Source organism: Buchnera aphidicola, from assembly GCF_900128725.1.
Taxonomy (GTDB): domain Bacteria; phylum Pseudomonadota; class Gammaproteobacteria; order Enterobacterales; family Enterobacteriaceae; genus Buchnera_F; species Buchnera_F aphidicola_K.
On record NZ_LT667500.1, the window covers coordinates 334,483 to 347,491 of the forward strand.

General features: G+C 25.9%; 10 protein-coding genes. 9 read left to right on the plus strand and 1 reads right to left on the minus strand.

Annotated features, from left to right (window positions below):
* The first annotated feature begins 193 nt into the window (after nt 1–193).
* The 4 genes from leuS to tusA all read left to right on the plus strand — a co-directional run bounded on the left by leuS (nt 194) and on the right by tusA (nt 4,164).
* The gene (leuS, locus tag CINFORN2912_RS01425) at nt 194–2,767 is read left to right on the plus strand and encodes a leucine--tRNA ligase (protein ID WP_075434039.1); all 2,574 of its coding nucleotides are present in this window, start codon (nt 194–196) and stop codon (nt 2,765–2,767) included.
* 209 nt (nt 2,768–2,976) lie between these two features.
* Nucleotides 2,977–3,483, plus strand: a complete 507-nt coding sequence (locus CINFORN2912_RS01430; protein ID WP_075434040.1) for a hypothetical protein — start codon at nt 2,977–2,979, stop codon at nt 3,481–3,483.
* Nucleotides 3,423–3,770: a hypothetical protein gene (locus CINFORN2912_RS02155; RefSeq protein ID WP_432416203.1), complete on the plus strand. Its 348-nt coding sequence runs from the start codon at nt 3,423–3,425 to the stop codon at nt 3,768–3,770. Before CINFORN2912_RS01430 ends, CINFORN2912_RS02155 begins: the two co-directional genes overlap by 61 nt.
* Before the next feature lie 157 nt (nt 3,771–3,927).
* The gene (tusA, locus tag CINFORN2912_RS01440; RefSeq protein ID WP_075434043.1) at nt 3,928–4,164 is read left to right on the plus strand and encodes a sulfurtransferase TusA; all 237 of its coding nucleotides are present in this window, start codon (nt 3,928–3,930) and stop codon (nt 4,162–4,164) included.
* 26 nt (nt 4,165–4,190) lie between these two features.
* On the opposite strand, the gene asd is transcribed toward tusA, so the two are convergent.
* On the minus strand, nt 4,191–5,303 hold the full coding sequence (gene asd / locus CINFORN2912_RS01445) for an aspartate-semialdehyde dehydrogenase (protein WP_075434045.1): 1,113 nt from the start codon (nt 5,301–5,303) through the stop codon (nt 4,191–4,193).
* A 1,110-nt stretch (nt 5,304–6,413) separates the two neighbouring features.
* On the opposite strand from asd, the gene CINFORN2912_RS01450 reads away from it, so the two are divergent.
* The 5 genes from CINFORN2912_RS01450 (at nt 6,414) to CINFORN2912_RS01470 (ending at nt 12,978) form a co-directional block, all read left to right on the plus strand.
* Complete coding sequence (locus tag CINFORN2912_RS01450; protein ID WP_075434046.1) at nt 6,414–7,571, plus strand: phosphoglycerate kinase; 1,158 nt, start codon at nt 6,414–6,416, stop codon at nt 7,569–7,571.
* Between the two features lie 52 nt (nt 7,572–7,623).
* The gene (fbaA, locus tag CINFORN2912_RS01455) at nt 7,624–8,700 is read left to right on the plus strand and encodes a class II fructose-bisphosphate aldolase (RefSeq protein ID WP_075434048.1); all 1,077 of its coding nucleotides are present in this window, start codon (nt 7,624–7,626) and stop codon (nt 8,698–8,700) included.
* Nucleotides 8,701–8,934: 234 nt separating this feature from the next.
* Nucleotides 8,935–9,831, plus strand: a complete 897-nt coding sequence (gene mscS, locus CINFORN2912_RS01460) for a small-conductance mechanosensitive channel MscS (RefSeq protein WP_075434241.1) — start codon at nt 8,935–8,937, stop codon at nt 9,829–9,831.
* 82 nt (nt 9,832–9,913) lie between these two features.
* Complete coding sequence (locus tag CINFORN2912_RS01465) at nt 9,914–10,759, plus strand: exodeoxyribonuclease V subunit gamma (RefSeq protein WP_075434050.1); 846 nt, start codon at nt 9,914–9,916, stop codon at nt 10,757–10,759.
* A gap of 308 nt (nt 10,760–11,067) precedes the next feature.
* Nucleotides 11,068–12,978, plus strand: coding sequence for an exodeoxyribonuclease V subunit gamma (locus CINFORN2912_RS01470; RefSeq protein ID WP_172800926.1), 1,911 nt, complete (start codon nt 11,068–11,070; stop codon nt 12,976–12,978).
* Nucleotides 12,979–13,009: the final 31 nt, after the last annotated feature.

Consider the following 13,009-nt stretch of genomic DNA (forward strand, 5'->3'; position numbering starts at 1 on the left):
CCACCTTAACTTTGCCTATACTATTTATAAATATTATATATATAATGATTAATTAAAAACACACAATCAAACAAATTACATGAAATATATACATTTTTATCGCATGTACATATTAATAATAATTATGTGAAAAATCTTATTTATAAATTTCTTGAATAAATGAATAATATTAAAATGTTTATTGGAAAAAAATATGAAACACAATGAATATCATCATAAAAAAATAGAATCGATGGTTCAAGATCACTGGATGAAAAAAAATACTTTTTCTGTCATTAAAGATAAAAAACAGGAAAAATTTTATTGCTTACCTATGTTACCATACCCTTCTGGAAAATTACACATGGGTCACGTACGCAATTATACTATATGTGACGTTATTTCTCGTTATCAGCGCATGCTTGGAAAAAACGTATTACATCCTATAGGCTGGGATGCATTTGGGTTACCGGCAGAAGAAACGGCAATTAAAAATAATATTTCACCTCAAGAATGGACATATAAAAATATTGCTATTATGAAAAAACAATTAATATCACTCGGTTTTAGTTATGACTGGACGAGAGAAATTACTACATGTACACCAGAATACTATCGCTGGGAGCAATTATTTTTTATAAAACTATTTAAAAAAAAACTGGTATACAGAAAAAAAACTTTAGTTAATTGGTGTGAATTTGATCAAACTGTACTTGCAAACGAACAAGCTCAAAAAGGTTTATGCTGGAGATGCGGTTCCAAAATTACTTTAAAAAAAGTATCACAATGGTTTATTAAGATTACAGAATATGCAGAAGAATTATTACAAGATCTCCAGCTACTAGCTGAATGGCCTAAAGAAGTTATTACTATGCAAAAAAATTGGATAGGAAAATCAATAGGAATAAACATAACTTGTAAGCTTTACAATAAAGATTATACGTTAAAAATATATACTACTCAGCCCGAGACTATTATGGGGATAACCTTTTTTGCAATATCAATACATCATCCGTTAATTTCATATCTCCTCAAAGATGACGTTCAAATAAATCAATTTATAAAAAAAAATAAAGATATAAAAATTGCAGATTTTCAAAACAAAAACCAAACTATAGGAATTAATACCAATTTATTCGTACTACATCCAATCACCCAAAAAAAAATACCGCTATGGATTGTAAATTATGTAAAACATGATTATGCTACCGGAGCTATCATGGCTGTTCCAGGAAGCAATGCAACTGATTATAATTTTGCTAAATCTAACCATATTTCTACTAAACAAATATTTTCGAAGATAAATCAAGATAATCAGGAAAAAGAAAAAATAAAATTAGTGAATTCAGGAAAATTCAATGGATTAAGTAAAAAAAAAGCACGCAAAGTAATCTCAAGTATTCTTATTAATCAAAAAATAGCAAAAAACGCCACATTTTACAAAATAAAAGATTGGTGTATTTCTAGACAAAGATACTGGGGGGCGCCTATTCCTGTTATTAAAAATAAAAGAGGAGAATGGTTTCCCGTTTCTGAAGCCGAATTACCTATTCTTTTACCCAAAGCAATATGTAAAAATCAATACTTCACATCTATGCCGAACAAAAAAAATAAATTAGAAAAAAAAATTTCTCAAAAATTAATGACTCGCGAAAGTGATACATTCGATACTTTCATGGAATCTTCTTGGTATTATGCTAGATACACTAATCCATATTGGACAACAGATATTATAGATATTGAATCAGCAAAATACTGGCTCCCTGTAGATCAATATGTTGGAGGAATCGAACACGCTGTAATGCATTTAATATATTTTAGATTTTATCATAAATTATTGCGTGATTTCGGATATTTACATTCTTTAGAGCCGGTAAAAAAACTTATCTGCCAAGGCATGGTGATAATTGATTCATTTTATACACATAATGCTGATGGAAGTAAAAAATGGTTATCATTATCAGAACTGAAGGTTACTCGTAATATTCATGACAAAGTTATTAACGTATCAAAAAAAAATGATTCACGAAAAGTAGTGTACGCTGGAAAGATTAAAATGTCAAAATCAAAAAATAACGGTATAGATCCAACCTTCATAATAAATAAATATGGAGCAGATACACTACGATTATTTTTAATGTTTGCAGCTCCTATCAACTCGGATCTAGAATGGAACTCACAAAGTATTGTAGGCATGTATAGATTCTTAACAAAAATATGGAACTTTGTTCATTCTACTAATACTGATCTATCCACAAAAAACTGTAACAGCGCTAAATATAGCCAATCAAAAATATTATCCCGATTACATAAAACAATATTAATCGTTACCCAGGATATTGAGATAAAAAATTCATACAATACAGCTATAGCGCAAATAATAAAATTTTTTAACTATATTGTAGAAAAACATGCGCAAAAAAAAATAGACGCAGAAGTTTTAAAGGAATCTTTGGAAACTATTATAAAAATTATGTATCCTTTTACGCCTCATATTTGTTTTGTTTTATGGAAAAAAATAAAAGGAAATCATCAAATTATTGATACCGAGCCATGGCCTCAAGTTAAAAAAAATTTAATTATTAAAAATTCTTGTAGGCTTGTGGTTCAAATTAATGGAAAAAAAAGAAATGTCATAACAATTAATAATAATTTAATTAAACAAGAAATTATTAAGTTTATTGTACAAGCACAAGAAACGAAAAAATATTTCCAAAATATGGTGATTCAAAAAATTATTTATATACCTAAAAAAATTATTAATTTTGTCTTATATTCAGATAAATAAAAGAAAAAAAATATTATGTTTATTGATACTATGAATTTAAAAAAATATTTATATAATAATAAGATTAGTACCATTGTAATAATCGAATCTAACTATATTTTTATTAAAGAAAATAAAAAAATAATTATCAAATATTTTAAAAAAAAAATTTTAAAATAGTAAATCAGCTGACCTATCAAGCACACAATTGGCAAAATACCACTCAAAAAATGCAAAAAAAAGATTTATTTTTTCAAAATAAAATATTTTATATAACAATTTATGAGTCACAGCTATCGTGGCGCATGAAACTAGACATAGAGAAAACAAAAAAATATACTAAAAATATTATTAAAATATTTTGTTTTCCGTGCTTATATGATGCCTTGTCGTGTAAAAATTTTTTCATTAATTTTTTTAAATTTAGAATTTTAATAATAAATAATGAATCATCATATATTCAAAATATAAACTATTGGATGGAAAAAAAAATAAAAACAAGTAACATGAATATTACGAAATCAGCAAAAAAGTTTTTATTCACAAAAAACCATACTAATATACTAGTTTTAACTAATTTTTTAGAAAAAATTATTTTATTATATCCCACACAAATCGTTACACTAGAAATGATTCAAAAATATTACAATATAAATAAGGTATTCAATTATTCTAATTGGATTCAAGCTATTGTCAATCTAAAAAAAAAAAATCTCTTTTTATTCTCAAGACGCTGAAAAAACAAAAATATGATTATTTGATCCTAATAAGCGCTTATAAAACACTAATATATATACTTTTACATCTTAAAGAAAAGAACACTATAAAAGATAATTATGCGGATTGTTTAGCATATAAAAATACAATAATAAATATGCCTCTACACTCACTAATCCAAAAAAATAGTATTCAGACTATTAAATTAGCTTTTACACTGCTAAAACAAATAGAAATTTGTTTACAATATGAACAAATCACGATGATTTGGATGCATTTACAAACATTATCTATTCTTTTGAGTTAAAGTTTTTACTTAATCGAATCTGTATGATTATGTTACATAGATAAATATAATAATATGTAAATATATATATATACGTATATATATATTTATATTTACAAATAAAGATTTTTTAAAAAATATTGTTGACATTTACTTCTGAGCACAAAGGAGCAAGATAATGAAAAAAAAAATAGATTTACTGGGATTAAGATGCCCCGATGTCATCATGATACTGAGAAAAGAAATAAGAAAACTGAAACAAGGACAAACAGCTGTAGTTGTTACGGATGATGTATTTAGTAAAAAAGACATTATTTTATTTTGTCGGTTTATGAAACATCAGTTATTATCTATATCCTACAAAAAAATTCCCTATACCTGTATGATTAAAGTTGGAAAAAAAATACTAATCTAATTGCATTATAAACACTTTTAATAATATTATTGATGTATCAAAATATTCAAAATACGACGCAAAGGCTCAGCCGCGCCCCATAATAATTGATCACCGACCGAAAAAGCTGATAAATATTTTTTCCCGAAGTTCATTTTTTTAATACGACCAATTGGAATATTTAGTGTTCCAGTTACATTTAAGGGAGTTAATTGCTTTATAGAATCCTCAAGAGTATTATTTATTACTCTTACCCAAGGATTATGAGAAGCAAGCATAGACTGAATCTCTTTAATCGAACAATCGCTATTAAGCTTTATAGTAAAAGCTTGACTATGGCATCTTAGAGAAGGAACTCGAACACAAATACCATCAATTGGAATATAATTCTTTCTATTTAATATTTTGTTTGTTTCTGCAGAACCTTTCCACTCTTCTTTCGTTTGACCATTATTCATAGGAGTATCAATCCACGGCAGTAAATTTCCCAATAATGGAGTTTTTATTTTATTTTTTGAACAATCAATGGTTTTTAAGGATTTAGTAAATTCTCTTTCCAATTCAAGTATTGGTCGTTTAGAAGAAAGGTAAGAAGAGATATCTGTATAGGAATATCCTATTTGTTTTAATAAATCTAACATACTCTGTGCGCCACTACCTGATACAGATTGATATGTAGAAACAGAGACCCACTCAATAAGATTTTGTGTGAACAGACCCCCTAAGGACAACAACATCAAACTAACCGTACAATTTCCACCAATAAAAGCCTTAGTTCCGCTTTCTATACCAGCCTGTATTGCATCCAAATTTATTGGGTCTAATACGATAATAGATTCATTATTCATCCTAAGATATGACGATGCATCAACCCAATAACCCTTCCAACCTCGAGCTTTTAGTTTTTGATACACAATTTTTGTATATTTTTCACCTTGACAAGAGACAATAATATCTAGAGGAATTAGACATTCTAGATCATACGCGTCTTCTAAGAGAGGAGTTTCTAAATTTTCTACGTTAGGAGAAGCGCAATGTAATTGCGAAGTTGTAAAAAAAGCTGAATAGAAATTATTAAAATCATTTTCTGCTTTCAAGCGTTGCAATAAAACAGATCCCACCATTCCTCTCCATCCTACAAAACCTACTACTTTTTTCATAATTTTTCTCTGTAATATAAATTAAATATAATTAATAACATATATTAATCACCATATAAGCTATTTAATGCATATCAATGTACTATTGATTTTTCGAAGGAATGAATACACATTATATTCCTTTATTGATAATTAACACTCAAATATTATCTATTTTAACTATTATACATAATAAAAAAAATAATATATATTATATAAAAATTTTTAACTTATAGTTTAGTAAAATTTTAGAAAATACTTTAAATATTATAGATAAGATATTGTTGGAGATATATACTTTTATGATTTTTACAGAAACTATAAATCACTAAACTTTCAATAATAATCATGTATATCATATATTTATTTTTCTTTAACAATACTAGCTTTCTAGCAAAGCCCCTAATTTATTTTTAATTTATTTTTTAATTTATTTTTTAGCAATGAATTTTTTTTAAAAACCTAAAAAATCATAACAATATATATTTAATTTTTTTTAAATAACAAATTTATCTATGAAATTATATAAATACCCATAATATACACCTTCATTCTCTTTAAAAGAATATAAAAAAATTTTATAAACTTAATTATATTTTTGTTGGTTATATTATAAAAAATATAAGAATATAGAAATATAAATATCAAATATATTTTTAATAAAACAAAGAATAAATAAAATAATAGAAACGATGTCTTCTAAAAACAATGAAAAATATTTTTTTTCAATAAATTAATTATTACATACCTCTATTCATATAGAAATAATGTATTTTCAAAAATAATTAACAAATACTTTATAAAAAGCAAAGCTATTAATTTTCACAAATCTTCTGAAAAAATAAAAAACTCTTTAAAAAAAACATTTAATGTATACACACTGTAATATTGAATATACTGAAATCAACTGGTAGTTAATGTGACTTTAACGGTTTATACTAATATTTATAACAATAAGTATCATACATATGCGGCGTGCAGAAGAACTACAAAAAAATATTCGCTTTAGCGATAAAATTTATAATAATCCGTACAAATATATATTATACTAATGCTACACAAGAATTAGCTATATGCTGATACTAACAATTTTCATCATAAAATATGATATCTATAAAAGAGTAAAATTGTATGATACACATGAAGGATATAGAACTAACTAATAAAAGGGTGTTTATTCGACTAGATTTAAATGTCCCTATTGATAAAAACAAAATTACCTCAAGTGAACGAATTGATCGATCCATTCCTACGATTCAATTAGCTTTAAAAAAAAACGCAAGAATTCTCTTGGCCTCTCATTTAGGAAGACCTAAAGAAGGAGAATATAATAAACGATTTTCTTTATTTCCCGTTTTTCAGTATTTGAAAAAAAAATTACCAACTGTAGATATAATTTTTTCTCAAAATTATTTAAACGGAATACAGATACAACCTAATCAAATTGTATTATTAGAAAATGTGCGCTTTAATTGCGGAGAAACTAAAAATAACACTCATTTAGCTAAAAAATATGCTCAATTATGTGATGTCTTTGTTATGGATGCATTTGCCACAGCGCATCGTGTAGAATCTTCTACCCACGGAATTTGTGATTTTGTAAAAACAGCTTGCATAGGTCCTCTTTTATACTCAGAAATAAAGATACTAAAAAACATTCTAAATAAACCCAAGCGACCCATGGTTACAATTATTGGAGGCGCAAAAGTATCAACAAAATTTAAATTGTTAAGCTCACTATTAAAAATAACAGATACTATGTTAGTTGGCGGAGGTATAGCAAACACATTTATTTCCTTATTTCATTCGGTAGGCAAATCTTTACATGAAAAAAATTTCCACAAACAGGCCAAAAAGCTGTATTCTTCCAATAAAATATTATTTCCTAGCGATTCCAGAGTTAGTACATCATATTCAGAACAAGCGCAAGCTACTGTAAAACCAATTTCTCAAATATCTGATAATGAAGAAATCTTGGATATCGGAGATAAAACAATTGATAACTATGAAAAAATTATTAATACCGCTAAAACAATATTATGGAATGGTCCTATGGGTGTATTTGAGTTTCCAAACTTTAGAAAAGGAACAGAAAAAATCGCTAGAGCCATTGCAAATCACTCTGCTCTTTCTGTTTCGGGCGGCGGGGATACTATAGCTGTAATTGATTTATTTGATTTAAAGAAAAAAATATCCTATATTTCTACTGGCGGAGGGGCGTTTTTAGAATTTATAGAAAATAAAACTCTTCCGGTCATTGAAAGACTAAAACGCTTTAAAAATAAATAAATTTTGTCAAAAAAAACAAAATAGAACACCTTCTCAACTAAGGATATTAATCATGTGTAAAATTTTAGACATCGTTGAACCAGGAGTATTAAATGCCGAGGAGTCAAAAACTATCTTTGCATTAGCCAAAAAACATAATTTTGCCATACCTGCTATTAATTGCATCAATACTGATTCTATAAATACTGTTTTAGAATCTGCATCCATTATGAAATCTCCAATCATTATTCAATTTTCATATGGCGGATCAATATTTATGAGCGGCTCAGGCTTAAAAAAAAAATTACATGATCGAGCAATTATTGGAGCTATATCTGGAGCACAATATACTCATCACATTGCTAAATATTACGACGTTCCTGTAATTCTACATACGGATCACTGTGATTTAGAACACCTTCCGTGGATTAACGGATTGTTATTAGAAGGAAAAAAAACATTCAAACAAACAGGACGACCTTTATTTTCATCCCACATGATAGACTTATCCAAAGAAGATATTAAAAAAAATCTATTCCTTTCTGTTAAATATCTAAAAAAAGTTACAAAATTAGACATGATGTTAGAAATAGAATTAGGCTGCACGGGAGGAGAAGAAGACGGAATAAATAATTCCAATATAGATAATGAATTATTATACACTGATACAAAAGATATTTTGTATGCCTTCAACAAATTAAGTAAAATTAATAATAATTTTATTATTGCTGCTGCATTTGGAAACGTACATGGCGTATATCAACCCGGCAAGGTTGCGCTAAGACCATCTATATTAAAAAACGCACAAAAATATATAAGTAGCATAAAAAAATTACCCGATAATCCTATAAATTTTGTTTTTCATGGAGGATCTGGTACTAATATTTCACATATTACAAAATCTATTAATTATGGAGTTGTAAAATTCAATATTGATACCGATATGCAATGGAATTATTGGAAAGGAGTCTTAGATTTTTATATCAGAAACAAACCATTTTTACAACATCAGTTAGAAAATTCTCTCAAAACTAACCAACCAAATAAAAAATATTACGATCCTCGAGCATGGATTCGGCACGCTCAACAATCTTCTATTAAGTATTTAAACAAAATGTGCATAAACTTAAACTCATACAATAAATTATAAAATACGGCATAGTGTATTTTACACTATAACAAAATTACGATAATATATATCATTTTATTATTTAATATCATATAATTAGTTAATATTTATGGTCTATTTTATATTTTAGGCAAAAAATAGATGATTATATAATTAAGCAAAAAATTCTTGAATCATTTGTATTCTGGTTTACAAAATTTTTTTAATAATAAAAAATAAAAAATGTGCAACAAAATTTGCGTTATAAAAAAAATAATGGAAAGATTGCGTATCATTGATTGTATTCATTATATAGGAGTATACTTATTAAGTAACAAACAAATATTTATATCTTATTTAATCAATTTATTTTCTGCCATTGTAGTCATTACCATTGGTTTTTTTATCAGTAAGATTTTTGCCAACGGCGTTCAAAAACTATTATCCGTAAAACATATTGACAGCACTATTGCTGGATTTTTATCTACTTTAGCGCGCTATATTGTTATTACTTGCGCCTGTGTTGTTGCATTAGGCCAAATAGGAGTAAAAACTACTTCTATTTTTGCTATTGTAGGAGCCGCAGGAATGACTATAGGGCTAGCCCTGCAAGGATCTTTGTCAAATTTTGCAGCAGGAGTACTATTAGTATTGCTGAGGCCCCTACGAACTAGTGAATATGTTAATTTAGGTAATGCAGCGGGTACAGTTTTAAATATTCATATATTTTACACTACATTAAAAACACTAGATGGAAAAATTATAGTCATACCCAACGGAAAAATTATTGCAGGAAATATTATAAACTATTCTCGCGAACCTATGAGAAGAAATCAATTTGTTATAAATGTTGCATATGATTCGGATGTAGATCTAGTCATTTCTGTATTGAAATCCGTACTTGATCAAGAAGAACGCGTATTAAAACATCCCGGAAACTTTGTAGGTTTAAACGAATTTTCTCCATCATCGTTAAAATTTATTGTAAAATGTTGGTGTTATACCGAAGAATTAAATTCAGTATATTCTGATTTAATGCTACAATTTAAAAAAGCATTAGATCAACATAATATAACTATACCATATCCGAAAATGGATGTTTATTTATATAAAAAAATTAATAAAATATTAAAGAGTAGCAAAGACAATACTGTAGAGAGAAAGAAAAAATAATACATAATTTGCATAATGGTATAGAGAAAAAATAACCTCTATACCTTTCAAACAAACATTTTTAGTTAAATGTTGAGGCTCAATGCTAAAAATATATCAATCAAACAACATGGACTTTCTTTTAAAAAAAATATGTAAAAAAATCCTTCTTCATAAATTAGAAAATATATTTCCCGAGGAGGCATTTTTAATTCAAAATAATTATATAAAGCAATGGTTAGAGATAAATATTGCCAAACATAATAATATTTATATAAATATAAAATTTTTCCAAATTTCTAAATTTTGTATCAATATATTAAAATTAATGAGTAAAAAAAACACGTTATCGATATTTAATATAGAACATTTACAGTGGATATTAATGTCCATTATTCATGATACACGTGACTGCATTTTTTTAAAAGAAGCTGGAGTATTATTTAATAGTTTTGAGTTTTGCGCTCATATGGCAAATATTTTTAGACAATATATTATCTTTAAACCTGATCTAATTTATACATGGGAAACAAAAAAAGAAAATAATAATAATTATAAAAAAAAAGAATATTCTTGGCAAAAAAAATTATGGATACTCATAATAAAAAAAATAAAATACCTAAAACAAAAAAATCTTACAGAAATAATTAATAGCTTTTTAAAAAATATAAAACGAGATAATAATTTAAAGTATATTCCTAAAAACATATTAATATTATCTCATGCTCCTCTAGATCCCCTAATGTATTTTGTACTCTACTCCATGAGAAAAATTTCTACAATATATTTATTTCAATACCAGTGTAATATTAAACCAGATAAACAAGTTGACTATTTATATCAGTTTTTTAAAAAAAAATCTTTTCTGCTAAACCGAAGAAAAAAAAATAAACAAGAAATTATAAAAAAAAAAACATTTTTAATGAAAAAAATACACAAAAAATTTTAAATATTCTTCAATACGATTTATTTAACAATCAGTTAGACGATTTCAGATTAAAAGAAAAAAAAAAAATATATGACAACTCTATCGTCATTCGTAGAAGCTCCTCATATTCGCAAGAAGTTCAACAAGTATGCACGTATATACAGCATATAGTAGCGATAGATCCAAGTATAAACTTAAATAATATTTTGATCACAGCCTATAACATACATCCTTATATACCTTATATAAAAGAAATATTTCCCTCTTCGCTCAAAAATCATTTAAAAATTAGCAATTCACAGAAAGAGAATCAGACAAAGCAAAATGTTGTGTCAACGATACAAAATTTATTAAAAGTTAAGTACAATCGATTTCAATGTTCTTGGGTATTATCCATACTAAATTCTAAACTCTTAAGAAAAAAATTTTCTATTAAATCTCAAGATTTACAAACCCTATATACTCTGGTAACGAATTTAAATGGTCAATTTGGATTTGATGAAAAACATTTTAAAAAAATGTTTCTTCCCAATATTCGTACATCTTCATGGAGCTATGCAATCAATCGTATTACTTTAAGTTTTTGGTTAAAAAAAAGTCACTCTATATGGAACAACATATCAACGCCTAATTCTCTCAGTTACAAGCATAGTATCCTGCTAGGAAACTTTGTCAACTTAATTCTGGAATTAAATAAGCTGCGAAAAACAATATCATACAAAAAAACATTAACGAATTGGTCAAAGATTATTTCTAAAATAATAAATGTTTTTTTTGAAGTACCTGTTCAACATAAAAAATTTTTTTTTAAATTAACAAGCATATGGAAAAAAATTATATCAGAAGGAATAAATCTTTTTTATTTGCACAAAATCTCTATTGATACATTGTTAGAAAGATTTTTCAAACAGAGTTCTTTATTGTTTACAAAAAATCATTTTATGTCCGGGAGAATTAATATACTCAACTTAAATCATATTACTTGTACCCCATTTAAGATGATATGTATAATAGGTTGTAACCAGGACCAAAAAAAAAAAAATAAAATTAATATATTTGATAAAATCAGCAAAAAAAATAATAACAATTACAAAAATATTTTTTTTGACACCATTATGCTGGCAAAAAAATATTTATTTTTTAGTTATTTAAAAACCATAACAGATGGAAAAAAAATATATCTTTTAAGCAACCTACAAGATATCTTATTTTATTTAAGTAACCGATTTGATAATTTGTATAAAATATACCCTAAAAATAAAAATCAATTAAAGACTTCATATTCAAAATATCTGAAACCACAAACAATAAAAAAAAAAATAAAAAATACTCTCACTAATAAATGTATTCAATTAACAGAATTAATAAATTTTTGGAAAAATCCAATTAGTTATTTTTTTAAACATACTTTAAACATAAAAATTAATAAAAATTTCGAAAAACAATTGCCTAAAGAAGAATTATTTGATCTAAATCCTCTAGATAAATATAAAATTAATAAACAAATGTTACACCTAGCGCTGTTAAAAAAACAAAATAAAACATTATTTCAAAAATATAAATTAAGAAATAAATTACCCCAGAGTAATGTAGGAAAGATTTTATGGAGAAAAGAAGAAAAAAAGATATACCTTTTATCAAAAAAAATTAATCAAATAAGACATTTTCCTCATAAAATTAAAATTAATTTAAAACTAAAAAAATATCATCTGAGTGGATTAATAAAAGAAATAAATACATGCGGTTTAATTCACTGGAGTGTCAGTAAAATAAAATATACCCATATAATAGCTACATGGATAGAACACATAATTCACTGTATACTTTACACGCCTCAAAAAAGTATTTTGCTAGGAATAAATAACTCTATTATAGAATTTTCTCCATTAACACCAAAAAAAGCGCAAAAATATTTAAAAATGTATATCCAGGGATATTTAGATGGCACTAAAAAACCTATTTTAGTGTTAAAATCTGGAATGATGTGGTTATATTCTGTATATGTTAAAAAAAACAATACTTTTAAAAAAGATCAAAGTGATCTTAATGTTGCAAAAAAAAACTTTTTTAAAATATGGACTGATAATTCATTTTATAAAGGAGAAAACAGCAATATCTATGTACAAAAATTAATTCCTGAAATGAATAGCGTTATTATGAAAAAAATATGTAATACTGCAAAATATTGGTTTTTACCTGTTCTAAAAAACACCAATCTTAAAAAAAACCATATTATCTAATTTACAAAAACACATTCACATCAAGAAAAAT